This window comes from Kitasatospora sp. NPDC057542 (genome assembly GCF_042801945.1).
Classification (GTDB): Bacteria; Actinomycetota; Actinomycetes; order Streptomycetales; family Streptomycetaceae; genus Kitasatospora.
In genome coordinates this window covers 1-22,930 of record NZ_JBHVFE010000002.1, presented here as the reverse complement: position 1 = coordinate 22,930, position 22,930 = coordinate 1, and the positions used below count along the sequence as shown (strand labels likewise).

The 22,930-nt window shown below is 74.8% G+C and carries 20 protein-coding genes; 6 read left to right on the top strand and 14 right to left on the bottom strand.

Features of this window, described 5'->3' with window-relative positions; all coding sequences use genetic code 11:
* Positions 1-27 precede the first annotated feature (27 nt).
* Both fabG and ACFU7Y_RS00500 read left to right on the top strand, forming a co-directional pair.
* Positions 28-786, top strand: coding sequence for a 3-oxoacyl-ACP reductase FabG (fabG, locus tag ACFU7Y_RS00505; protein WP_224281925.1), 759 nt, complete (start codon positions 28-30; stop codon positions 784-786).
* 208 nt (positions 787-994) lie between these two features.
* Positions 995-2,365, top strand: coding sequence for a S8 family serine peptidase (locus tag ACFU7Y_RS00500; protein WP_224281926.1), 1,371 nt, complete (start codon positions 995-997; stop codon positions 2,363-2,365).
* A gap of 155 nt (positions 2,366-2,520) precedes the next feature.
* On the opposite strand, the gene ACFU7Y_RS00495 is transcribed toward ACFU7Y_RS00500, so the two are convergent.
* Positions 2,521-4,794: a hypothetical protein gene (locus ACFU7Y_RS00495; RefSeq protein ID WP_380765759.1), complete on the bottom strand. Its 2,274-nt coding sequence runs from the start codon at positions 4,792-4,794 to the stop codon at positions 2,521-2,523.
* 371 nt (positions 4,795-5,165) lie between these two features.
* On the opposite strand from ACFU7Y_RS00495, the gene ACFU7Y_RS00490 reads away from it, so the two are divergent.
* Entirely contained in the window at positions 5,166-5,687 is a 522-nt protein-coding gene (locus ACFU7Y_RS00490) for an HAD domain-containing protein (RefSeq protein ID WP_380765757.1), read from the top strand.
* A gap of 150 nt (positions 5,688-5,837) precedes the next feature.
* Here ACFU7Y_RS00490 and ACFU7Y_RS00485 read toward each other — a convergent pair whose 3' ends face one another.
* The 13 genes from ACFU7Y_RS00485 to ACFU7Y_RS00425 all read right to left on the bottom strand — a co-directional run bounded on the left by ACFU7Y_RS00485 (position 5,838) and on the right by ACFU7Y_RS00425 (position 20,214).
* Complete coding sequence (locus ACFU7Y_RS00485) at positions 5,838-9,818, bottom strand: LysM peptidoglycan-binding domain-containing protein (RefSeq protein ID WP_380765755.1); 3,981 nt, start codon at positions 9,816-9,818, stop codon at positions 5,838-5,840.
* Entirely contained in the window at positions 9,818-10,264 is a 447-nt protein-coding gene (locus ACFU7Y_RS00480) for a hypothetical protein (protein WP_380765753.1), read from the bottom strand. The genes ACFU7Y_RS00485 and ACFU7Y_RS00480 overlap by 1 nt, the downstream gene beginning before the upstream one ends.
* 163 nt (positions 10,265-10,427) lie before the next feature.
* Entirely contained in the window at positions 10,428-10,907 is a 480-nt protein-coding gene (locus ACFU7Y_RS00475) for a TadE/TadG family type IV pilus assembly protein (protein WP_224283817.1), read from the bottom strand.
* Positions 10,904-11,275, bottom strand: a complete 372-nt coding sequence (locus ACFU7Y_RS00470) for a TadE/TadG family type IV pilus assembly protein (protein WP_263455575.1) — start codon at positions 11,273-11,275, stop codon at positions 10,904-10,906. The genes ACFU7Y_RS00475 and ACFU7Y_RS00470 overlap by 4 nt, the downstream gene beginning before the upstream one ends.
* A 38-nt stretch (positions 11,276-11,313) precedes the next feature.
* A complete protein-coding gene (locus ACFU7Y_RS00465; RefSeq protein WP_224283819.1) occupies positions 11,314-11,604 on the bottom strand; it encodes a hypothetical protein in 291 nt (96 codons plus the stop codon).
* Positions 11,605-11,717: 113 nt separating this feature from the next.
* Positions 11,718-12,596 carry a hypothetical protein gene (locus ACFU7Y_RS00460; RefSeq protein ID WP_224283820.1) on the bottom strand — a complete coding sequence of 293 codons (879 nt, stop codon included), beginning with the start codon at positions 12,594-12,596 and terminating at the stop codon, positions 11,718-11,720.
* The gene (locus tag ACFU7Y_RS00455) at positions 12,593-13,558 is read right to left on the bottom strand and encodes a type II secretion system F family protein (protein ID WP_224283821.1); all 966 of its coding nucleotides are present in this window, start codon (positions 13,556-13,558) and stop codon (positions 12,593-12,595) included. The genes ACFU7Y_RS00460 and ACFU7Y_RS00455 overlap by 4 nt, the downstream gene beginning before the upstream one ends.
* The gene (locus ACFU7Y_RS00450) at positions 13,558-15,210 is read right to left on the bottom strand and encodes an ATPase, T2SS/T4P/T4SS family (protein ID WP_380765749.1); all 1,653 of its coding nucleotides are present in this window, start codon (positions 15,208-15,210) and stop codon (positions 13,558-13,560) included. The genes ACFU7Y_RS00455 and ACFU7Y_RS00450 overlap by 1 nt, the downstream gene beginning before the upstream one ends.
* The gene (locus ACFU7Y_RS00445) at positions 15,200-16,612 is read right to left on the bottom strand and encodes a hypothetical protein (RefSeq protein WP_380765747.1); all 1,413 of its coding nucleotides are present in this window, start codon (positions 16,610-16,612) and stop codon (positions 15,200-15,202) included. The genes ACFU7Y_RS00450 and ACFU7Y_RS00445 overlap by 11 nt, the downstream gene beginning before the upstream one ends.
* On the bottom strand, positions 16,612-17,505 hold the full coding sequence (locus ACFU7Y_RS00440; RefSeq protein WP_380765745.1) for an SAF domain-containing protein: 894 nt from the start codon (positions 17,503-17,505) through the stop codon (positions 16,612-16,614). Before ACFU7Y_RS00440 ends, ACFU7Y_RS00445 begins: the two co-directional genes overlap by 1 nt.
* Before the next feature lie 119 nt (positions 17,506-17,624).
* Complete coding sequence (locus ACFU7Y_RS00435; protein WP_224283731.1) at positions 17,625-18,572, bottom strand: hypothetical protein; 948 nt, start codon at positions 18,570-18,572, stop codon at positions 17,625-17,627.
* The gene (locus tag ACFU7Y_RS00430) at positions 18,566-19,045 is read right to left on the bottom strand and encodes a hypothetical protein (protein WP_380765743.1); all 480 of its coding nucleotides are present in this window, start codon (positions 19,043-19,045) and stop codon (positions 18,566-18,568) included. Before ACFU7Y_RS00430 ends, ACFU7Y_RS00435 begins: the two co-directional genes overlap by 7 nt.
* A 281-nt stretch (positions 19,046-19,326) precedes the next feature.
* Positions 19,327-20,214: a hypothetical protein gene (locus tag ACFU7Y_RS00425; protein WP_380765742.1), complete on the bottom strand. Its 888-nt coding sequence runs from the start codon at positions 20,212-20,214 to the stop codon at positions 19,327-19,329.
* A 119-nt stretch (positions 20,215-20,333) separates the two neighbouring features.
* Here ACFU7Y_RS00425 and ACFU7Y_RS00420 point away from each other — a divergent pair, with 119 nt between their 5' ends.
* From ACFU7Y_RS00420 to ACFU7Y_RS00410, 3 genes are all read left to right on the top strand, one after another.
* Positions 20,334-20,849 carry a pyridoxamine 5'-phosphate oxidase family protein gene (locus ACFU7Y_RS00420; protein WP_380765740.1) on the top strand — a complete coding sequence of 172 codons (516 nt, stop codon included), beginning with the start codon at positions 20,334-20,336 and terminating at the stop codon, positions 20,847-20,849.
* 75 nt (positions 20,850-20,924) lie between these two features.
* Positions 20,925-21,377, top strand: a complete 453-nt coding sequence (locus ACFU7Y_RS00415) for a MaoC family dehydratase (protein ID WP_224283727.1) — start codon at positions 20,925-20,927, stop codon at positions 21,375-21,377.
* 352 nt (positions 21,378-21,729) lie between these two features.
* A partial coding sequence (locus tag ACFU7Y_RS00410; RefSeq protein WP_380765813.1) for an MBL fold metallo-hydrolase occupies positions 21,730-22,930 on the top strand: 1,201 nt, incomplete at its 3' end.

The window sequence follows — 22,930 nt, the reverse complement described above, 5'->3', positions numbered from 1 at the left end:
GTTGATCCAAACTTCCAAGGAGTTCACATGACACGGTTCGCTGGGAAGGTCGCCGTGGTGACCGGCGCGGCGCAGGGCATCGGGGCGGCCACCGCCCGTCGACTGGCGGAGGAGGGCGCGGCGGTCGCCGTCGTCGACCTCACCGCCGAGCGGGCGGCCGGAACGGTCACCGAGATCACCGCCAAGGGTGGCACCGCCCGGGCGTACGGCTGCGACGTGGCCGACTACGACGCCGTGGAGGCGGTGTTCGCGCAGGTCGCGGCGGACCTCGGCGGGGTGCACATCCTGGTCAACAACGCCGGGATCACCCGGGACAACCTGTTCTTCAAGATGCCGAAGTCCGACTGGGACGCGGTGCTGACGGTCAACCTGACCAGCGCGTACAACTGCAGCCACGTCGCACAGAAGTACATGGTGGCGCAGAAGTACGGGAAGATCGTCTCGCTCAGCTCGCGCTCCGCGCTCGGCAACCGGGGCCAGGCCAACTACGCGGCCGCCAAGGCCGGCATCCAGGGCCTCACCGCGACCCTGGCGATCGAGCTCGGGCCGTTCAACATCAACGTCAACGCCGTCGCGCCCGGGTACATCGCCACCGCGATGACCGCGGCCACCGCCGAACGGGTCGGCAGCAGCGCCGAGGACCACCAGACCGAGGTCGCCGCCCGGACGCCGCTGCGCCGGGTCGGGCAGCCGGAGGAGATCGCCTCGGTCGTCGCCTTCCTGGCCAGCGAGGAGGCCTCGTACGTCAGCGGGCAGACGCTGTACGTCAACGGAGGGGCGCGTTAGCGCCGTCCTGACGTGTCGTCACCGAATCGTCCCAGGAGGGAGGTTACTTTCCCCTGGGACGACCTTTACCTTTTCGCGTGGCCGAGCATGACCATGACCTCGACCACGCGACCCCACCAATTGACTATGGCATGATCATGCGGCTCTCGATGGGATGGCCGGACCGACCCGACCGAGCCACGTCGGGCCCTGCGCCCCAAGGAGCCCCATGGGCAGCCCCGCCACCCTCCGCCGTGCCCTGGCCCTGCTCGCCGTGGGGGCCACCGCCCTCACGGCCGGCACCGTCGCCGTGCCGACCTCCGGCACCGCGATCGCCGCCCCCGCGCACGACCTCGCGGGCGTCCACGTCCGCCCCGCCTCCTTCGGCCATCACAACGCCCAGGGTCGCGTCGCCCCGCTGACCACCACCCAGTGCGTCAGCCAGATCGGCATCCACTGCTACTCGCCGCTCCAGTACCGGACCGCCTACAACCTGAACCCGCTGTACCAGGAGGGCATCACGGGCAAGGGCCGCACGATCGTCATCGTCGACTCCTTCGGCTCGCCGACCATCCAGCACGACCTGGAGGTCTTCGACAAGCAGTGGGGCATCCCGGACACCAACGTCGAGGTGGTCAAGTGGGGCAACGTCCCCGTCTTCGACCCGAAGAACCCCGACCACACCGGCTGGGCCGGCGAGACCACCCTGGACGTCGAGTACGCCCACGCGATCGCCCCCGACGCGCACATCGTCCTGGTCGAGACCGGCGTCGCCGAGACCGAGGGCACCACCGGCCTGCCGGAGATGATGGACGCCGAGAAGAGCCTCATCAAGCAGGGCCGGGCCGACGTCATCTCGCAGAGCTTCGGCGCCACCGAGAACACCTTCCCGGGCTACGACAAGGGCGACTTCAAGTCGCTCACCGACCTGCGGTACGCCTTCCAGGCCGCCGCCGACCACAACGTGACCGTGCTCGCCGCCTCCGGCGACAACGGCGCCACCGACGCCAAGGAGAACGGCACCGACCTGTACCCGTACAAGGTCAACTCCTGGCCGTCGTCGGACCCGCTGGTCACCTCCATCGGCGGCACCCAGCTCACCCTGGACGACTCCGGCAAGCGCACCGCGCCCGACAAGGTGTGGCACGACAAGTCCGGCGCCGGCGGCGGAGGCGTGTCGGGCGTCTTCGAGCGCCCGTGGTACCAGGCCGGCGTCGCCGACGTCACCGGCAACCACCGCGGCACCCCGGACATCAGCATGAGCGCGGCCGTGGACGGCGCCGCCTGGACCTACGAGTCCTACGACCCGACCTCGGTCGGCTGGCACCTCACCGGCGGCACCAGCGAGGCCACCCCGCTGTTCTCGGGCGTCGTCGCGCTCGCCGACCAGCTCGCCGGCCACCGCCTCGGCCAGCTCAACTGGCGCCTGTACGGCCTGAACCTGCTGCCGGGCAAGTGGAGCGGCATCGTGGACGTGAAGCAGGGCGACAACGGCTGGGACGGCGTCACCGGCTACAACGCCACCGAGGGCTACGACCTCGCCAGCGGTCTGGGCACCATCGACGGCGCGACGTTCGTGCACGCGATCGCCGGTCGGTGAGTGGGCGGGTCGCCGGACAACGAGTGACGGGTAACAAATGACAGCGAACAGCTGACAGATTTCGAAATCTGTCAGCCGTTCGCTGTTTTCTGCTACCTGTCTGCTGTGATCCGTCCGCCGTCTGCTGTTCCCCGCCGGCCTTCGGCCATCTGCCGTCAGCCGGTGGCGGCCAGCTGGGCGAGGTAGCGCTCGGCGGCGCGGAGCTTGCGGCCGTCGGGGCCCGGGAGGTAGGCGCGCAGTTCGATGATCTCCGGGGCGATCCGGATGGCCTCCGCACGATCGGTGATCGCTCGCCAGCAGGCCTCGGCGTTGGTGGCCGCCCGCTGGGTCTCCGGGTGGTCCGGGCCCTGCGAACGCAGCAGCGTCAGCGCCACCTCGCGGTAGATGTCCGCGGCCTCGGCCGACCGGCCCGCGAGCCGGCAGACGTGCGCCCGGACCTGCCGGACCTGCAACACCGGCTCGGAGACGGCACCGTGCTCGGCGATCGCCTCCAGTTCGAGGGCGAAGGCCAGGTCGGTGGCGACGGCGTGGTCCCCCGCGTCGGCGCTACGGACGATCCGCCCGATGACCTCGCGATAGTCCGCACGGGGCTGACCGGCCGCAGTGGCCTCGCCGGCCGGGACTTCGTCAGAGGTGCCGGCCGGAGTACCGGCCGGGGCGTCGTCAGGGGCGGGCGGCGCGTCGGCGGGGACCTCGTCGGCCGTTCCTCCGCCCTGCGGCACGGCGTCGGCCGGCACCTCGTCAGCAGGTGCCGCATCGGCCGGAACGACGTCGGGGGGAACGACGTCGGCGGGCGCCCCGCCGGTCCGCACCTCGTCAGCCGACACCTCCTCGACCGACACCTCCCCGACGGGGGGCTGCTCGGCGGGCGCCTCGTCCGTCGGCACGGGCTCCACCGGGACGGCGTCCCTGGGCTCCTCCACAACCTCGGAGGCCTCGGCCTCGGGCCCCTCCACGACCTCAAGCCCCTCCACGGCCTCGGACGCCTCCTCGGCGACCTCCCCGGTCGCGTCCTCCCCCGCCTCCTCGGCCACCGGCTCCACCGGCTCCACCGGCTCCCCGACCGCCTCCACCTCAGCCTCGGCGGCCACCACGGCCTCCTCCTCCTGAGGGAGTTCGGGCTCGGTGACGGCATCGTCCGCCGGTTCCGGCCCGGACTTGAGGAGCGTGACGCCCGCCGGGGGCGCGCTGTCCTCGGGCACGGCGTCGGCCGGGGTCGGCTTGCGCAGGGTCACGCCCGGCGCCTCAGCGACCTCGCCCGCCTTCAGCAGGCTGACCGGGCGGGCCGGCCGCGGCGGGGTGGGCGGCACGCCCGGCTTGACCAGGCTGACCGGACCGCCTGCGGCCACCGGGGAACCCGCGGACCCGGCGGACCCGGCGGACCCGGCGGACGGCGCGGGTACCGCAGCCGGGGCCGGTACCGGCCGCTCGGGGACGGCGCCCCGCGGCTCCGTCGGACGCGGCAACGGCGGCACCGGGGGCGGCGGCATGTCGGAGGCCGCGGCACCGGCGGCCGGCACCGGCGGCACCTCGGCCGACGGGCCCTCGCCGCGACGGGCGGTGTTGCGGAAGACGGGGCGGTCCGGGGCGTGCGTGGCCAGGATGACCACGTCCGGCCGCAGCACCGAGTACACCTGCTGCCGCAGCTGCTCGGGCGCGAGCACCTCGCCCGCGCCGGGCCGGCCACCGTGCAGCGCCTCGATCAGCGCGCGGGTGAAGGTGCCGATCTGCTCCGGGTCCGGGCTGACCACCGCCCACAGCGGGATGCCCTCGCTGAGCGGCGAGACGGTGCCCTGCAGGTACGGCCAGGCGTTCTGGTCGGCGCTCAGGTCGGCGATGACGAGGGTCTGCCACTCGGCCGGACGGTGGCTCAGCTCGGCGGCGATGGCCTGCCAGGGCAGGCCGTCCTGCTTGGCGTCGCGCAGGGTCAGTTGGAGCTGCCCGCCGCGCTTGTCGGCGACGACGTGGCCACCCAGGTGGATCAGCAGCGGTCCGGGGTGCCGGGAGGCGGCGCGCAGGTGGGCGAGGACGGTGTGCGGGTCACCGGCCCCGGGGAGGTGGACGGCGTCCACCGCGTCCGCGGCGAGAAGCACCTGCGGCGAGACGGCGGCGAGCATCGCCGAGAGGACCGGTGCCTGGGTCGGGCCGCCACGGCCCCAGGTACGGCGGCCGGAGTTGCCGTACCCGCCCTCGATCACCAGGATCCGCCCGCGCGGCGCGGCACCGAGCCCGCCCGCCCCCGGCCCGCCCGCGGCACCCGGCGCCGCGCTCTGGACCGGGAACGGCGGCGGGGTCGCCGTGGAGGCGGCCCCGGCGGCCGGCAGCCCGGTGAGGGTCCACCCGGTGGGCGGAACGGGCGGTGCGGCCGGGGGCGCGGGCGGCGGTGTGGGCGCCTGCCCGACCGGCGGCACGCCCCCCTGCGCGCCCAACCCGGAGACCGGACCGGCACCCGGTAGGGAAGCGGCGACCGGAGCGGGAGCGGCCGGGGGCGCCGGCGGCGGCTCGTACAGCGCGGCAGGACCGGGCGGGTGCTCCTCGGTCAGGAGTCGCGGGGGCGGTACGGCGTCCCAGGGACCCGAGTCGGCTGCCGGGTCGGGACCTCCGGAAACCGCTGTCGTCTCCGCCATCTCCTGGTCACCGCCCCGCCCCGCCGCTCCCGCGGCGTCTGATGCCCTTGCCTGCATGGTGCCTGCCACCACACTCCGTGCGCGCCACCCTACGAGATCCCGGCTCACCCGTTCCAGGCCGGGTGGCCGATCGGCGCGCCGGACCACCCGCCCCGCCCGGCTAAGGTGCCGTCATGGTCGATACCGATCGTCCCTTGCTGTTCCTCGACGTGGACGGCCCCCTCATCCCCTTCGGCGATCCGCCCCGCGGCGGCTACCCCACCTACCGCAGCCCGCACGTCCCGCCCGGCACGACGCCGGGCGGGAACCCGCTGATCACCCGTGTGGACCCGGAGTTGGGGCGGCGACTGCTGGGCCTGCCGGGCGAGCCGGTGTGGGCCACCACCTGGCTGGAGGACGCCAACGAGTGCCTCGCGCCCTGGCTCGGCCTGCCCCGACTGCCCGTCGTGGACTGGCCGGTGGACGACCCGGATGCCACGGGAGAGCCGGACGGCGTGCACTGGAAGACCCGTGCGCTGGTCGAATGGGCCGCCGGACGGCCGTTCGCCTGGGTGGACGACGAGATCACCGAGGCCGACCGCCGCTGGACCGCCGCCCACTCCCCCACCCGTACCCTGCTTCACCGGGTGGACCCCCGACGCGGGCTCACCGAGGCGGACTTCACCGCCCTGGACACCTGGCTGCGGACGGCCTGACCAGCCGCCGGTCCCCGCCGCCCGGCGGCCGCCCGATGCGCCGACGACATCCGTACGGGATTCCCACACGGCCGTCACATTCACCGTCGGCCCGTCAACCCGACTGCCCGGCCACCCCTGTGGGAGTGGCCGGGCGGTCGGCGGTCCGTGTCAGGAACCCGCGAGCAGGTCCCGCAGCAGGGCGACGGTGTCGGCGTCCAGGTCCCGGCCGGTACGGCGGCTGAGCGCGTCCAAGCGGTTGACGGCACGCAGGAGTTGGTCCCGGGCGCCGGCCGAGGCGTAGGCGTAGAAGAGGTCCCGGTGCAGCAGTTCGACGTCCGGCGCGACGGCGAGGCCGCGGAAGACGGCGGCCTCGGCGCTGCGGTGGTCGCCGTACTGCAGGCGGCGGGCGGCCAGTTCGTGGGCCGTGTCGACGATCGCCGCGATCATGTCCTGCCGCTCGGCCTCGGCCCAGCCGTACGAGGCCGGCGGGGCCTCCGCGAACGGTGCGCCGCGGACCAGGGCCAGCGCATGGGCGAGGGCCGCGTCGGCAGTGGCACTGGTACTGCGCATGCCGCGCCGGTACAGGCTGCGGAACTCGTCCCAGTCGCAGGTGACCGCCGGAGCGAAGGAGTAGCCCTCGGTGCCCTCAGTGGGCAGGAAGGCGCGCCCCTCCGGCGAGGTACCGAACCAGGCGGCCAGGTCCGCGAGTTTGGCCGGCAGCGGGCTCTTGGCGTCGGCCGCGGTGGGGTGCGGGTCGAGGTGCGCCGCACCGGGGTGCAGGTCGTGGTCGAGCGCGTGGTGGTCGGAACCCGGGCGCAGTGCCAGGTAGACGGCCAGCTCGGTGAGCCGTGGCAGTGCGCCGGGTGAGGCGGTGCCGAGGACTCCCGCGACGTCCACCGGGCCGAGCAGCCGGATCCGAGGGGCGTTGCGGGGGGCGTGCGCCTCCGGGGAGCGGAGGATCGCGAGCAGGTCGTCGCTGTCGCTGCGGCCTGGCGCGGTCCGGGCGACCGGGGCGACGGCTGCGGGGCCGGGTTCGAGCGCGGCGGGGCCGGGCTCGACGACGGGCTCGGATTCCTCCGCGCCGATGGCATCCGCGGTGTCGACGGTCTCCGCGGTCCCGACCGGCCCGCTCCCGACGGCGGCGGCGGGTTCGGGAGCGGGCTCCGGAGCGGGCTCGGCCGACGGGGACGGACCCTCGACCGTCTTCGAGACGGTCGGCTCCGCCTCGGCCGGCCCCGCCACGACGGGCTGCGGTGCGACGGGCTGCGGCACGACCGGCTGAACGGCGAGCACGACCGTCGCCGTGGACTCCGAGGAGCTGTCCCCCGGCTCGGCCGCTCCCTCGCCCTCCGGCAGGCCGGGCCGCCGCAGGTCCCGGGTGGTCTCGTCGGCGGCCGCCTGCCGCCCCTGTCCGTTGACGACGAACCGTGCCGGACCGGCCGGAACCGGTAGGACGGCAGGAGCCGGAGCAGGAGCAGGCGTCACCGGATCGGTGCCCGCGAACGGGCTGGCCCCGGTGCCGATGACCCGGGCGAGCAACCGGGGGCCGGCGGCCGCGTCCGCGCCCTCCTCCGCCGCACCTGTCGAAGCCCCTCCGACCGAAGCCCCGCCGACCGAAGCCCCGCCCGCCAGGGCCCCACCGGCCGAAGCCCCGGCGACCGAAGCCCCGGCGACCGAGGCCCCGACGGCGGCCAGTACCGGTACGGCAGCGGGCAGTTCGGTGGTGTCGGCGTCCTCCGGCCCGTCCAGGGTCCAGGCCGGGGCCGGGTGCTGGGTGGTGTCGTCGGCGACCCGGAGCAGCTCGGCGACCTGGTCGTACTGCTGCCCGCTCAACCGTTGCAGCTCGACCGTGAGGTGCAGGCCCGGGATCGCGGCCGGCCCGGAGGTCGGCAGGGTCCAGCGGGCGACCGGTCCGGTGCCCCGCTCCGGGGCGCGGGTGATGACGGCGACGCAGGTGCGCGGACGGGCGTCGAGCAGGCGCCCGAGCTCGGCCGGGATGTCCCCACCGGGCTGGTGGGCGCAGAGCACGATCTCGGGCGTCCAGGACTCGTCGGCCTGGCCCCGGCTGCGGGCCTCGCGCGGGCTGGTGGCCTCGGCGGCGACCAGGGTGGCGCGGGCCTTGGCGGTGCGCGGGCCGAGGGCGGCGAGCGCGGCCTCCAGGGTGGGGTGGCGGTGCACGCGTTCGGCGGCCGGGCCGCTGATCGGCACCTCCTCGGCGAGGTCCACCAGGTGCAGGTGGAGCCGGTCGGCGAGCGGGCTGTGGGCCAGTTCGATGGCGAGGGTGCGCAGCACGTCGCGGGCGTCGTCCGGGTGGCCGGACAGGTGGAGCAGCCGGACGGCCTCCAGGTCGGCGAGGACCACCGAGCCGTCCGGCGAGGTGCCGAGGGTGACCAGCGCGGGGTACGGCGCGGCGGTCTTCCGGGCCTGGCCGGGGCTGAGCAGGTCTCCCGAGTCGGCGCCGCACCACCACACGTTGGCGGCGTGCGCGGCGCGGAACGGCGCGATCGGGGTGGCCGGGCCGGACAGGTGCAGCTCGATCGTCTGGCCCTGGGTGATCCGGGCGGCGACGATGGCGGGCAGCCGCTTGCCGCCGCGCACCGTGTTGCGGGCCAGGGTGCGCAGGGCGCGGTCCAGCAGTTCCAGTCCGGCCTGGTCCTGCCGGGCCAACAGCTCGTTCTCGAAGGCGGCGGCCTCGGCCTCGGGCATCGCGATGCGGTGCCGGGGGCGGCGGGCGCGCTGCTGGGTGCCGCGCTTGTGGGCGACGGCGCCGACCATGATGGCGGCGAGCAGGACGCCGACGGTGGAGGCCGAGAGGGCGACGGTGTAGTCGTCGCTGGGGGCCGGATCGGCGTGCGCGGCGGGGGCGGGCGCATGGGTCGGCGCGTGCGTGGGCGCGGGCACCGGGGCCGACTGCGGCGCGCCCTGCGAGGGCGCGCCCGGCGCCGGGGTCTGTGCCGGAGCCTGGTCGGCGGGTGCCGGAGCGGGGGCGGGAGCCGGAGCCTGATCGGCCCCCGCCCCCGGCACCGTGAGCACCATCCCCGGCACCACCACGTCCGGGTCCGTCAGCTGCTCTCCGTCCGGGGCCTGGGCCCCCTTGTTCGCCTCGAACAGCTTCGGCCACTGCTCCCCGTCCCCCAGCTCCCGCTGGGCGATGGCCGACAGGCTCTCCCCGGCCTGGACGGTGACGGTCCGCTGAGCGCCGGAACCGCCCGCACCACCGGGCCCTCCGGCCTCCGTGCCGGACTGCGGAACGTTCTGCGGCGTCCCCTGCGGCGTGCCCTGTGCCGCGTCCCCGGAGGGAGCCGGGGCGGGATCCGGCGCCGGTGTCCTCGCCTCGTCCGGCTTGGCGTCCGCCGGCATCAGCAGCTCCCAGCCGGGCTGGATCGGCCGGTCGGCGTCGAAGCGGATGCCCGAATCGCCCATCACCCGGCCGTCGTTGAGCTTGGCGATCTCCACCCATCGTTCCCCCGAGCCCAGTTGGCGCTCGGCGATGGACCACAGGCTGTCGGCCGGCCGGGCGTCGCGCACCGTGTACGTGGTCTGCTGCTCGGCGGCCGGGGTCAGGGCCGGCGCGGCCTGTGCGGCGGTCAGTGCGGCGCGCTGCACGCCCGGCGTCAACTGCGCCTGGACGACCGGGCCGTGGGTCAGTTCGGGGACGGCGGCGAAGGCCGAGCCGGCCACCGGCAGCAGCGCGAGCACCGAGCCCACCAGTCCGGCCGCGAGCCGCTGGCTCCAGCCGAAGGCGGGAATGCGGCGGGCGATCCGGCCGCGCAGCTGGGCGGGAATCTCCAGCAGGACGGACAGCGCGAAGCAGGCCCAGGCCAGCCAGCCGACCACCACCAGTGCCCACAGGAACAGCCGTCCGTCGTCCGGACTGGTGAGCGCCTCGCCCACCCCGCCCGAGGCGACCTCGCCCATCCCGGCGACCGCTTCGGTGCCGTACAGCAGCAGCGCGGGGACGCCGAACAGCAGGGCGAGCAGGGTGACCAGCGCGCCGAGCGCGGTGATCACGGCGCGTCCGCGCCCGCGGGGTGGTCGGGGCGCCGGGGCGGTGGGCCTTCGGGCACCCCCGGCTCGATGGGAGGTCCCGGCCCGGCCGGTACGGGCCTGGGCGGTACGGGCCTGGTCCTTGGCACGTGGCGCGGCCATCAGTCGGTCTCCGCTTTCTCGACTCCGTGGACGAGGGTCGCACTGCCCTTGCCCGTTACCTTCCGTTCCCCGAGGGCGCCCAGCAGGACCGGACGGTAGTCGGCCCGCACCGTGACGGTGACGACCCTGCCGTCACCGGAGAACTCGATGTCGCCCGCCCGCAGGCCGTACAGGCCCAGGTAGGCATCGGCGGCGTCCCGGACGTACTTCTCCTGGACCTTGAAGCCCTTGCCCTGCAGGACGGCCGCCTGGTCGAGCTGCTGGCCGCCGACCCGCGCGGCCTCCAGGGCGTAGGCGTCGGTCCGTTCGGCGACCCGCAGCCGGCCGCCGGCGTCGATCACCAGGGCGATGACGAGCACGACGTAGGCCGCGCAGATCGCCACGAAGAGGGCCACGGCGCCCCGGTCGGACCGGCGCGCCGGCAGCCGTCGCCGCAGACGGCTCACCACTTCCGTCCCCTCCCCCCACGTCGCACGCTGTTCTCCCCACCGGCCCCCACCGGGCGCCACTCGGTACCGCTGTGTCATCCCCCGGGCGCTCTCCGCTTGCGTCTCCCCCGCACGGGCCGTCTCCAATCCCCCGTCTTCCCGGTGACGGCGCCGTGCGCCGTCACGTGCCCCGGTAACGGTCCACCACCGAGGTGAACTCGCCGACGAGGTGCTTCGTCACGGGCACCCCGGACGGTCCGCCGAGCAGGTCGGCCAGTTCCACGTCGCAGACCACCGTGACGGTGACGGTCGTGACCGGTCCACCCGGCAGGTTCAGCTCCCCCTTGCCGACCCGCACGTCCCCATCGCGGCAGGACACGCCCTGCTGGCGCAGCGTCGCGAGGGCGGAGTCCCTGGCCGGCTGGTCCATCCCGTCCACGCTGCGCTGCAGGGAGGCGGTCCGGGCCCCGGCCCGGGCGGCGGCCTCCACGGTGCCGGCCGTGGTCTGCACCCGCCCGGCGGCGATGGCCACCAGGACCAGTCCGACCACCCCCGGCACGACGATCGCCGCCTCGATCGCGATCCCGCCCCGGTCCCGCCGGCGCGGCCGCACCCGAAGCCGCTGCCGCCAGTGGCCCGGTGCCCGCGGCGCGCCCCTCACGGCTTCACCACCGGCGGTACGAAGCGCTCGCGCGGCGCCTCGGCGAACTGGGTGACGGCGGCCTTGAGCCCGGGTATCAGCAGTGGCGGGCTCAGCTGCACGGTGACCCGGATGGTCTCCGCCGTGCTGCCGTCGGTCCGCACCGTGTACTCGTGCACGCCCTGCCGGTCGAGGAAGTCGCGGGCCTGCCGCTGGGCCGCCTCGTTCTTCTCGCCGTCCGTCGCGCTGCCCTGCACCCGTCCGGCGTCCACGCCCTCGCGGGCGGCGGTGAGCGCGACCTGCCGGTCGTACCACCACAGCGCGGCCTGGACGACGAGCAGCAGGAGCAGCAGGACGACCGGGAAGACGATGGCGAGGCTCACGCTCATCGACCCCCGGTCGCCCCTGCGGCGGAGAGCAGGACGCATCACTTGGTGGCGCCGCCCGCGCCCGCGCCGCCCGGCATGTTCGGGTCCTGCTCGACCTTCTGGACGACCTTGTCCTTCAACAGGTAGAGAGCGGTCGCCACGGCACCCGCGACGAAGACCAACGCGATGATGGCGAGGGCGAGTTCGATGCTGATCGCGCCGCGGTCGCCGCGCGCGCGGGCGGCCCGCAGCCGGCCGAGCCGCAGGGTGAACAGCAGCAGTGCGAACTGGACCGGTAGCAGGACGGGGCGCAGCGCCCGTCCTGCCAGCTGGGCGAGTCGTACGGTCATCTGGTTCTCCCGGGGGTGTGGCGGTGTGGTCTGGTGGTGGTGCCGGCTGCTCTGATACGGCTGGTGATGCTTGCGGAGGCTGGACAGGGACCGGAAGAGGTCCGGGAGCGCGGTCAGTTGAGCATCTGGTGCAGGGCGGGGAAGACGATCAGGACGGTCATCAGCAGGGTCAGTGCGGCCCCGGGCGCGACCATCCGCTCGCTGTCGGCGTTCGCGCGGGCGAGGTCCTCGGCGAGCAGTTCCCCGCGCAGGCCCTTGGCGCGGGCCCGTAGGGTGTCGTACACGGCGGCTCCGTCGGTGCCGGACAGCCGCATGATGTCGGCCACGTCCTGGAGCGGGCTGAGGCCCAACTCCTCGGCCAAGGCGTCGAGTCCGGCCCACGGCGGGAGCCGGTCGGTGGCCGCGCGCTCCAGGGCGTCGCGGATCCGCAGGAACACCGCGCCCTGCCCGACCGAGGCGGCCCGGCGCAGCGCCTCGGCGGGGCCGCAGTCGGCGGCCCGCTCCATCGCGACGAGTTCCAGGTAGGCGGCGATGCCGTGCAGGTACTCGGTGCGCGCCTCCTTGGCCTCACCGCGCACGATGGCGTCCGGGACGAACCAGAGCAGTCCGGCCAGCAGCGGCCCGGCGACCAGCGGCAGCGCGAACGGCAGGCCCACGTCCATCAGCACGGCCATCGCACCCAGGTAGGCGGGCAGCATCAGGCCGAGCGCGGCGAACAGCAGCTTGTGCACCATGAACCGGGCCGGGGTGCGGCCGATCAGGGCGAGTTCGCGGCGCGGGACCGAGACCCCGCGCAGGTGGACGGACCGCTCGCCGATCCGGTCGTACCAGCGGGGCCGCTCGTCCGGGTCCTGCTCGCGGTCGGCGGGGGTGGCGTGCAGCCGGTCCAGCGCCTGGCGCAGGTCCGGTGGCGCGGGCCGCAGTTCGGCGACCAGGAGGGCGAGGCCGCCGGCCGCGACGGCGCCGGCCAGCACGGACCAGGGGGAGATCATCGGACCTCCCCGAGCTGCTCGGCCGGCTCCGGCCCGGTCGCCGGTGCGGCGGACCGCCGCCCGCTCCTGCTGCGCCGGTCCGGCGTCAGCAGCCGGGGCACCGGCGGGTGGGAGGCCAGCGCCCTCATCCAGGCGATGATCGCCACGAAGAGTGCGGCGACCACGGCGAGCACCACCTGGCCGAGGAAGGTCCCGTACGGCCGGGTGTACTCGGTGTTGAAGGAGCCGACCGTGACGACCAGCACGATGATGCCGACCAGCCAGCGGATGGTGGTCCGGTGCTTGGCCCGGTCGGCCTCGATGGCGCGGCGCTGGCGGACCTCCTCGCGCACCGAGTCGGCCATGTCGGAGAGCGTGCGGGCCAGGCCGGGGCCGCTGTCCCCGGCGCGCAGCACGAGCGCGGCGAGCACCTTGTCGGCGGTGGCGTCGGCGAGGCTGTCGGCGAAGGCGCGCAGCGCCTCCTCGGGCCGCCAGCGGGCCTGCAGCCGGGCGGCCAGTTCGCCGATCTCGTCCTCCAGGGCGGCCGGGGCCGTGCGGCGGCTGGTGACGATGGCCTGGTTGAGGCCGACGCCGAGCAGCAGCACGTCGGCGATCCGCTGGGTCCACTCGGAGAGCGCCTCCAGCCGCTCGATCCGATGGGTGTCCGGGCGGGTGGTGTCGAACAGCCAGGGCAGACCGAAGACGGCCAGCGGCACCAGCAGTGCGGTCAGCGGGATGCCGGTGAACAGCCAGGCCAGCGGCGCGCCGACGAGCGCGAGCGGCAGCTGGACCCGGCGCAGCCGCACCATCCGGTGCGCGGCCGTCCCGGGGGCGCCGTACCAGAACACGTGGACCCGGCCGGCCAGCGGGTTGGCCGCCCGCGCGGCCCCGTCCTCGTCGCCGGGTTCGCTGCCGCGGGCCCAGGCCACCAGGGCCACCAGGCCGCCCGTGACCGCCAGCCCGCAGAGGGCGAAGAGCAGCATCACCGCGCGCCACCGCCGATCCGCAGCTGGAGCGGGGTGGTCCAACTCCCGTACCGGGAGCCGAGCAGCGAGGCGTCGAAGCCGGCCCGGCGCAGGTCGTCCAGGCACTGCGGCGGGGTGTGCGGGACGGCCCGCGGCTCGCCGAGGTCCGGCCGGGGGCCGAAGACGGTGTTCAGCGCGGGGCGGCCGCTCTCCCCGAGGCCGGTGACCTCCAGGACGTGGGAGACGAAACGGTGTCGGCGGCCGCCGACGGCGGTCTCGTCGACCATGGTGACGTGCACGATGAGGTCCAGGGCGTTGGCGGTGAGCCGGTAGGCGAGCGAGTCGGTCATGTGAGAGCCGTACTCCAGGCAGAGTTCGGCGATGCGGTCGACAACCATGTGCGGGCCGCGGGCGTGCAGGGTGCACATCGAGCCACCCTCGCCGTTGGTCATCACCCGCAGCATCGGGACGACCTCGCCGGAGCGTACCTCCCCGACGATGATCCGGGAGAGTGTCATGCGCAGCGCGGCCGGGATGAGGTCGCCGATGGTCAACTCCCCGGCCAGGCGCCCCTCGACGCGCTCGCCGTTGCCCTCGCGGGCCTCCATCGGGACGACCTGGCGCAGGTGGCCGAGGGTGTGCAGCCAGAGCTCGAACTCCGACTCCAGGGTGCCGATCCGCTCGTCCGGCGGGATCTCGGCGGCCATCGCGCGCAGCAGGCTGGTCTTGCCGACGCCCTGGGTTCCGGTGATCATCACGTTCTTCCGGGCCCGGATCGCGGCGGCCAGGAAGGCGGCCAAGGTGGCGTCCAGGGTGCCGAGTTCGACCATCTCGGGCAGCGTCGCGGAGGCCACCCGGTGGCGCCGGATCGCCACGTACGGGCGGGGCGTCACCTCGGTGAGCGCCTGGAGGCGCATGCCGCCCTCCAGCCGCAGCGCGAGGGTCGGGCTGGCGGTGGACAGGCTGCGCTCGCCACCGCCGTGCTGGCGGGCCAGGTCCTGGAGCAGTTCGATGAGTTCGGCGTCGCTGTCGGCCACCGGCGGTACCTGGCGCAGGGGTTGGTGCACCTTGGAGACCCAGACGTCGTCGCAGCCGTTGATCAGGATGTTCTCGATCTCCGGGTCGTCGAGGTAGGGCTGGAGCCGGCCGGCCCGGAACAGCAGGTCGAAGACGGCCTCGGCAAGGGCGCGGTCCTGCTCCCGGGTGGGCGGGATGCCGTGGGTCTGCGCGTAGGCGTCGGACCACCGGGCGACGGTCTCCTCGATCAGCGCCCGGCCGCGCTGGCGGCGGGTGGCGCGGTCCGGCTCGGAGCCGGAGGTGGCGGTCAACCGGGTGATCTGCTGGTGCAGTTCGGCCGCGACCTGGCGCTTGAGCTCGCGGGCGACCTGCGGGTCGACGGCGGGCCGGGTGGCGGCGCCGCGCAGGTCCAGCGAGGGCAGCTGGGAGGGCACGGCGGTGGGCCCCGCCGCGCCGGGCGGGACGGGCTGCGGCGTGACGGGCTGCGGCGCGACGGGCTGCGGCGCGACGGGCTGCGGCGCGACCGGGCCGGGCTGGTAGCCGTGCGGCGGGGCGACCGGGCCGGGCGTGGGCGTCGGCGCGGACACCGGCGCGGTCCAGGGCAGTGCGGCCGGATCGGAGGCGGGACGCCGGTGCAGGGGGCTACCGCGCACGGAGCACCTCCCCGGGGTTGTGCGGGTACGGCCCGTTCAGGTCGTCCTGCCGCACCGTCACGAGCGGCTGCTGGAGCGGGTACCGGTCGTCCGGCTCGCCGTGCGGGGCGGACTGGACGTGTGCCGGGAACGGCGCCGGCGCGGCCGGCTGCGGCGCCAGCCCGGCCAGCGGCGCCACCGGGCCGGTGGTGATCACCGGCGGGACGGGCTGCGGCGGGGTGTACGAGGGCTGCTCGCCCTCGGTCGGCCCGTAGCCGGACCGGCCGTGCCCGGACTGGCCGTGGGCCGCCGAGCCGTACCCGCCCTGCGTGTACGGGGCCTGCCCGTGGCCGCCCGGTCCGCAACCCGGCTGGCCGTACCCCGGCTGCCCGCCCGGCCCGTACGCCGGCTGCCCGTACGGGCTCGGCGTGGGCGCGGACCCGGCCGCAGGCGCGGGCGTCGACGGCTGCGGCGCCATCGGCCCGGGCGGGGTCGGTATCGGCGGGGCCGGCACCGGAGCCGTCGGGATCGGAACCGTCGGGATCGGAGCCGCCGGTAGTGGAGGCGTCGGCACGGCCGCCGTGACCGGAGCCGCCGCCCGGCCGCCCGCCGTCAGCTGGGCCGGCGCCGCACCCGGTGCGAGCCGCTGACGCCGACGGTGGATCAGCAGCTGCACCTCGTCCGCGGCCGACCGCGCCGTCCGCATCAGCTCCGAGCGGATGAACCGCCGGTCGGTGGTGTCCCCGCCGTCGGAGAGCACCTTCGCCGTCCGGGTGGCGTGCGGCAGCACCCCGAGCACCGGCAGCCCCAGCTCGCGGGACACCTCCGCCCGCGCGTACGGCCCCTCGGCCACCAGCAGAAGTCCGAGCGCGTCCGCCCCGGTACCGGCGGCGGCCAGGTCCTCGGCCAGGGCGGCGAGCCGGGGCCGGACCGAGCTCAGCCCGCGCAGCGTGGTGCGCACCGTCGCCACCACCACGTCGGCGCGGCGGGCCAGCACCGCGCTGTGGCCGGTGGCGCCGGAGCGGCCGAGGTCCACGATGACGTCGTAGCCCTGCTGTTCCACGCCGTGCAGCAGTTCGGCGAGCGGCTCCCAGGTGTAGGCGAGGCCGGGCGCCTGGGTGGGGTCGGTCAGCCCAGGCAGCAGCAGCCGTTCGGCGTTGCCCTCGGGCGAGAGGTCGATCAGCTGCTCCCAGATGGTCTGCGCGAGCAGCCCGCGCCGGTCGGCGACGGCCAGGTTGCGCAGCCCGTACACCGCCTCGACCCGGCCCTCCAGGGCTCCGGCGAGCACCGCGCCGCCGTCCGGGTCGGCCTCGACCAGCACGATCCGCCGGCCGGGCGGCAGCGGCCAGGACAGCAGCAGTGCCAGGGCGGTGGTGGTCGCTCCCGGTGCGCCCGGGCCGCCGACCACCGCGATCACGGCCATCAGGCGCCGCCCGTCGCGCCCGGGGTCCCGGGCGCGGCACCGCCGGGGGTGGCGGCGCCCGGAGTGGTGGCCCCGGGCGTGGTGGCCCCGGGCGTGGTGGCCCCGGGCGTGGTGGCCCCGGGCGTGGTGGCGGCCGAGGGCGCACCGCTCGGCGCCGGGCCCGGTCCGGTGCCTCCGGGGCCGCCCGCCGCCGCACCGCGCGGTGCGAGCAGCACCTGGATCCGACCGCTCGCCACCCACTGCGCCAGTCGGGGCCCGTCCGCGGTGCCGACCGCCACGTCGATCACCTGGCTGCCGTCGGTGTCGACCCGGCCGACGGTGATCACCGTGGCGGGCAGCGAGTCGGCCCGGCCGTTGTCGGGGGTGAAGACGACGACCAGCTGCACGCCTGGCTGGAGCCGGCTGGCGGGCAGTTGGCTGCGTTTGGCCGACACCCCGACCACGATCTGCCCGGGCTGCACCGACAGGCCCTGCGCGAGGTCGGAACCGGTGAGCATCGCGCCGCGCTTGAGGTCGGTGGCGGCTCGCATGCCGACCGCCTTCGCCCGGTCCTGGGCCGACACCGGGCGCAGCGCCGGGTCCCCCGCGATGCGGGCGACCACCAGGTCGTCCTCGGTGATCACCTGCCCCCACGGCACGTCCCGGGCCAGCGCCAGCACCGCGACCCGCTGGCCGGTGCTGTTGTAGAGGACGGCCCCGCCCAGCCCGCCGGCCGCGATCAGTGCCACCGCCATCGCCAGCACCGCCGGGCGCCGCCGCCGCGCCCGCATGGTCCGCCCGGGCGCGTGCGGCACCGCCCGCCCATGGCCCTTGCCCGGGCCGCCCTGCTCCGGCTGCTCCGGGAGCGTCGCGGACGCCGCGGTGCCCGCGGAGGTGCCGGATCCCGGCGTCACGAACGTACGGTTGTCCACCGGGTTCCGCCCTTCCCTCGTTCGTCTCTGGCTCGTCTGGCTGGTCAGTGTGCGAATCGCCGCGCGGGCGGGATCGGTCGAGCTCGATCAGGTGAGCCCGATCAGTTGAGCACCTGCATCTCGGCGACCTTGAGGTCGAAGGGCTTGCTGCTCTGGTTGATGCCCGGGATCGTGAACTTCCGCGGGTTCGACCCGCCGGTGACCACGACGGTGGCCTCCCAGCGCATCGTCACCGTGGCGCTGAAGACGCCGTTCTTCTCGCCGGCCGAGCTGGTCCTGAACTCGTAGCCGCAGTCCGGTGACTTCGCGTCGCCGTACTTGGGGTCGTACGGCGTGCCGGGTGTGGTGCAGGAGGTCTGGAGGTGGTCGCCGAAGCTCCAGTCCGCCTTCACCAGCCGGGGTGTGACGGTGACCGAGATGCCCGCGACTGCCGCGCTGCCCGGCGCGGGCAGTGCGGCGTCGTCCGCCCAGAGCCAGACCGGGGCGTTGACCACCGCCGTGTTCTGGGGCGCGGCCCGGCCCACCGGTGGCCTGAAGCGGACCCGGTCGTAGGCGGCCTGGATGGCCGTGGCCTCCGCGTTGACGTTCTGCCCGTCCGGCGCGGTGGGTTCGAAGACGATCTCGGCGCCGCCCATGCCCCCGTCGGTCTGCGGGCAGACCTTCGTGTAGAGCGCGCCGTCCTTCGGGTCGTGGCCGTCCCACTGCGGGTCGCCCGCGGGCGGCGGGGCGTCCAGCGGCCGGAAGTAGCAGCCCTTGTCGCTGCTGAACCAGCCCAGCTGGGGGTCGTGGCAGGCCCATGCGACGTCGTGGTAGCTGCACAACTGCGGCCCGGTGTCGGAGCCGCCGCCACCGCCGGGATTGGAACCGCCGGGCCCGGGGGTCTTTCCGCCGGAATGGGCGTCCACGCAGATCACGTTCGTGGTGCACTGCTCGGCCCCGCCGCTGGGCGGTTCGTCCGCGGTCGCGCTCACCGCCGAGGACAGCAGCAACCCGGCCGACATCGACGCGGCGACTGCGATTCGCCGGGCCGGTTTCCGCGCGTTCAGCATGTCCGGTCCACCTCCCGCTTGAAGTCGTAGATCAACCAATGCGCTTGGAACCAGCGCAGGGACGCGGTTCCGATGTACCGGTACAGGCGTGATCCGGGATCCCTGGCGGCCCCGGTGACGGCATCGACGCGGTGCCAGCCCGACAGGTCGACGCAGTCCTCGATCACGGCGGTTTGCGGATCGGCTTTCAGATCAATGGCCTTGACCACCGCGGAATTGCGCGGCGTTCCGGCCATCACCACTTTCGCGTCGCGCAGTTGCCGGAGGCTGACCAGGCTGTCGGACAGTGCACGCCCGGAGGAGTACTGCTCCAGTCCGTAACCGTCCGAATCCGACCGCCCGAAGACCTCGGCCTGAGCCTGCCACCAGTCCTGATACGCCTTCAGGGCCAGTCGCCCCATGGCCCCTTCCGGACCGCTGGTCGGCGCGATCGAGCCGTTTACCGAACCACTCGAAGGAGTTAGCGGGTTCACTCCCGCGACGGTGGGCGCAGCCGACCCGATGCGATCGACGGAACCGCCCGCACCTCCGCTCGCACAAGCACCGAGCAGCAACACCAGAACCGCCCCACCGACCCCAACCGCCCCAGGGCGCAACACATTTCCGCGCTGCCGCATGGCCCCACCTCGTTGCGACCGACCCGATCCGTGATCCACGGCCGCCAGGAGAATTCCGCCGTCCCGCCGGTGTTTCCGCTGGGGATCGATTCTTCGCCAACCCACCCCATCACGGCAACACCTCAGGCCCCCTGACCTTACGCGGAAGGCGGTTCCGTCGGGGCACTTTCCCGCCACAGAACGGCCAACAGTTCTTCGGAAAGCGACAATCCGGCCAATGCGCCCCGAACCGCGGCCCGATTGCGCATCAGGAGACGCCCGGCGTACGGCGGAACGAGCAGGCGCGCGCCAGGCGCACCCGAACTACCGACCGGTTCTCCACCGTCCGTCAGCGCGGCCACGGCCGGCTGGAGATCGAGCGGGGCGACGGCCGCGGGGGCACCCGGGACGCCCTGGCGCAGGACGGTGGTCAGGGCCCGGCTGAACGAGCCCTCCCCGCCCGGCCGGACGGCGTCCCGGCCGCGTCTGCCCGGTGTGTAGCGGCTACCCGGGGCGTAGCGGCCGATCCGGCCCCACAGCGGGACCCTCGAATAGCTCAGCAGTTCGCCCGCGCCGTCCTCGCCGCGCTCCAGCGCCGCCCAGGTGTCCCGGTCGACCACCGCGTCGACCAGCAGCAGCGCCTCCTCCTGGTCCCCGTGCACCATCGCACTGACCACCCAGTCCCAGGCCAGGCCCCGGCGGTAGGCGTTGTCGGCGGTGCTGCCGGCGGTGACCAGGGCGAGCCGTCGCCCCCGCGGGTCCGCCACCAACTGGCCGACCAGGCAGACCAGCAGCCAGCGGCCCGGGTGCTGGGCGGCGTCCCGGACGGCGGTGAGCATCGCATTGGCGTCCGCATCCGGCGGCACCGTGGTGAGCCGGCAGCCGGCCGCACCGGTGTCGAAGAACATCCCGGGCAGCACGTCGGCGAGCAGCCGGGCGCCGTCCGGCGCGAGCGCCGCACCCCCGAAGGCCCGGTCGGGCCCGCCGTCCGCCCCGATCACCACCAGATCGACCCCGCCCGCCATCCGGCCGCCCCCCTCCTCCACCGTTCCTCCACCGCCGGGCAGGCTACCGCCCCGGACGGCCGCCGACGGGGCTCCCGTCCCGTCCGCTCAGGGACCATGGGCCCTATCGACGCGCGCACCGACCGTGGACGATCGGATGCATGGAGCGTGAGGACCATGTGGAGACCCTGAGCGAGGCCGAGTGCCTGCGGCTGCTCAGCACCGTGCCCGTCGGGCGCGTGGTGTACACCGAGCACGCGCTGCCGGCCGTCCTGCCGGTCTCCTTCGAGGTCCTGGACGGGCGGCTGGTGCTCGCCGTGCGCCGGGGAAGTGCCACAGCGCGCGGGCTTGACGGCACGGTGGTGGCCTTCCAGGCGGATCTGCTGGACCCGGTCACCCGCACCGGGTGGAGCGTACTGGTCCACGGACGGGCCGACGTGGTGAGCAACCCCGAGCAGGTCCGACGGGTGCTGCGCTCCGGCCTGCGGCCCTGGGTGGCCGATCCGGAACCGCTGTTCGTCGCACTGGTCCCGGAACTGGTCAGCGGCCGCCGGCTGTTCCCGACCTGGCCGGGCGCCCCGGGCCGCCAGTCGCGACAGCCGATGAGCGCCGAGCCCGTGAGCACCGGGCCAGTGAGCACCGGGCCCGTGAACACCGGTTTTCCGTTCGGCTCCTGACAGATACCGGGGGGTAGGCATACGCTTCCGGCGTCCTGATCCCTCCCCGGGCCCGTCCCCCACCAGGAGCGCACCGTGACGACCTTCGCCTCCCTCGCCGAGCTGACCGCCGCCGTCGGCACCGAGCTGGGCACCAGCCAGTGGCACACCATCGAGCAGCGGCAGATCGACCTGTTCGCCGAGGCGACCGGTGACCACCAGTGGATCCACGTGGACCCGGAGCGGGCCAAGGAGAGCCAGTTCGGCTCGACCATCGCGCACGGCTACCTGACCCAGTCGATGATCCCGGTGCTGGCGAAGGAGTGCTACGCCGTCGAGGGCGTGCGGATGGCGCTGAACTACGGCTCCGACAAGGTGCGTTTCCCGGCGCCGGTGCCGGTGGGCACGGCGATCCGGGCCACCGCCGAGCTGCTCTCGGCCACCGAGGTGCCGGGCGGGGTCCAGGCGGTGGTGCGGTTCACCGTGACCAGCGAGCAGAGCACCAAGCCGCACTGCGTCGCGGAGACGATCACCCGCTTCTACGCCTGACGGAGAGCGGGCCGGCCGGGCGTTCGAGCCCGGGGCGGGCAGGCGTTCGAGCCCGGGCCGAGCGGGCCCCGGGCAGCGGCCGGCGCCGCCCTCCCGGGTACGCCGATTGGACCGCGCCGGGCTCTCCACCAGGTCCGGACGGCCCACGGCGAGTAACCTCCGACGAGATGGTTGTCGTATCGCAGCACCCCTAACCACTGCTGCGCTTCGCGCCCCGGCACGCCCGGTAGCCGTGACCGTCCCTGGAGGAGCCGTGCCCCGCCCCGCCCCGTGGTTCTCCCGCCTCGCCGGCCTGTCCTCGCAGTTGGTCCCGCCGTCCGCCGGCCCTGCCGCCGAGCGCGCCGTCCCGGGGCTGGCCGGACTGCCCCGGGCCGCGTGGCACCGGGTCCGGACCGACGCCTTCGGCGCCGAGCCCCGGGGCGAGCGGCTGGCCCGCATCCGCCGCTCCCCGCAGTTCGCCGACGGCGCCTTCCGCAACCCGGTACCGACCCGCCGTCTGGTGTACGAGCGCAGCCCGCTGGAGATCACCCGCGCCCAGCTGACCGGCGACAAGACCCGCCGGACACCGACCGCCGCCGTGCCGGTGCACCGACTGCTCCCGGTCGACCTGGCCGCGCCGCCGGAGTCCGGGCTGCGGCTGACCTGGCTGGGGCACGCCACCGTGCTGGCCGAGATCGACGGACGGCGGGTGCTGATCGACCCGGTCTGGGGCGAACGCTGCTCCCCCTTCTCCTGGACCGGGCCCAAGCGACTGCACCCGGTGCCGCTGCCGCTGTCCGAACTCGCTCCGGTGGACGTGGTCGTGATCTCCCACGACCACTACGACCACCTCGACATGGGCACCGTCCGGACGCTGACCGGGACGGACGCGGTGTTCGCCGTCCCGCTCGGAGTCGGGGCGCACCTGGAGCACTGGGGCGTACCGGCCGAGCGGATCGTCGAACTGGACTGGTGGGAGTCGGCCGAGGTCGCCGGGCTGACCCTGACCGCCACACCGGCCCGCCACTACTGCAGCCGCGGTCCGCGCACCAGTGCACTGTTCCTGTGGGCGTCCTGGGTGGTGGCCGGCGGCGGGCACCGGATCTTCCACAGCGGGGACACCGGCTACTTCCCCGGCTTCGCCGAGATCGGCCGCCGGTTAGGCCCGTTCAACGCGACGATGATGCAGGTCGGCGCGTACAGCGAGTTCTGGCCCGAGGTGCACATGACCCCCGAGGAGGGCGTGCGGGCGCACCTGGACCTGGGGGGCGAGCTGATGCTGCCGATCCACTGGTGCACGTTCAACCTCGCGCTGCACCCGTGGGAGGAGCCCGCCGATCGGGTGGTCACCGCCGCCCAGACGCTCGGCGCCCGGCTCGCCGTGCCCCGCCCCGGCAAGCCCTTCGAGCCCGCCGCCCCGCCCGCCGTGCGCCTGTGGTGGCGCGCCGTCGCCAGGACCCCGCGCGACATTTCGCCGCTGGTCGGCGAGCGGGCGGAGGAGACGGCGGCGGCTCCGGGAGCGGCCGAGGTTCGCGGACAGGCGACAACATTCAGCGAACAGATTTCAAAATCTG

Bases quoted from the DNA above. Each gene is read 5' to 3' on its own strand.
- fabG (WP_224281925.1), top strand. From the start codon at position 28: ATGACACGGTTCGCTGGGAAGGTCGCCGTGGTGACCGGCGCGGCGCAG.
- ACFU7Y_RS00500 (WP_224281926.1), top strand. From the start codon at position 995: ATGGGCAGCCCCGCCACCCTCCGCCGTGCCCTGGCCCTGCTCGCCGTG.
- ACFU7Y_RS00490 (WP_380765757.1), top strand. From the start codon at position 5,166: ATGGTCGATACCGATCGTCCCTTGCTGTTCCTCGACGTGGACGGCCCC.
- ACFU7Y_RS00485 (WP_380765755.1), bottom strand. From the start codon at position 9,818: ATGGCCGCGCCACGTGCCAAGGACCAGGCCCGTACCGCCCAGGCCCGT.
- ACFU7Y_RS00470 (WP_263455575.1), bottom strand. From the start codon at position 11,275: ATGAGCGTGAGCCTCGCCATCGTCTTCCCGGTCGTCCTGCTGCTCCTG.
- ACFU7Y_RS00465 (WP_224283819.1), bottom strand. From the start codon at position 11,604: ATGACCGTACGACTCGCCCAGCTGGCAGGACGGGCGCTGCGCCCCGTC.
- ACFU7Y_RS00460 (WP_224283820.1), bottom strand. From the start codon at position 12,596: ATGATCTCCCCCTGGTCCGTGCTGGCCGGCGCCGTCGCGGCCGGCGGC.
- ACFU7Y_RS00455 (WP_224283821.1), bottom strand. From the start codon at position 13,558: ATGCTGCTCTTCGCCCTCTGCGGGCTGGCGGTCACGGGCGGCCTGGTG.
- ACFU7Y_RS00445 (WP_380765747.1), bottom strand. From the start codon at position 16,612: ATGGCCGTGATCGCGGTGGTCGGCGGCCCGGGCGCACCGGGAGCGACC.
- ACFU7Y_RS00435 (WP_224283731.1), bottom strand. From the start codon at position 18,572: ATGCTGAACGCGCGGAAACCGGCCCGGCGAATCGCAGTCGCCGCGTCG.
- ACFU7Y_RS00420 (WP_380765740.1), top strand. From the start codon at position 20,334: ATGGAGCGTGAGGACCATGTGGAGACCCTGAGCGAGGCCGAGTGCCTG.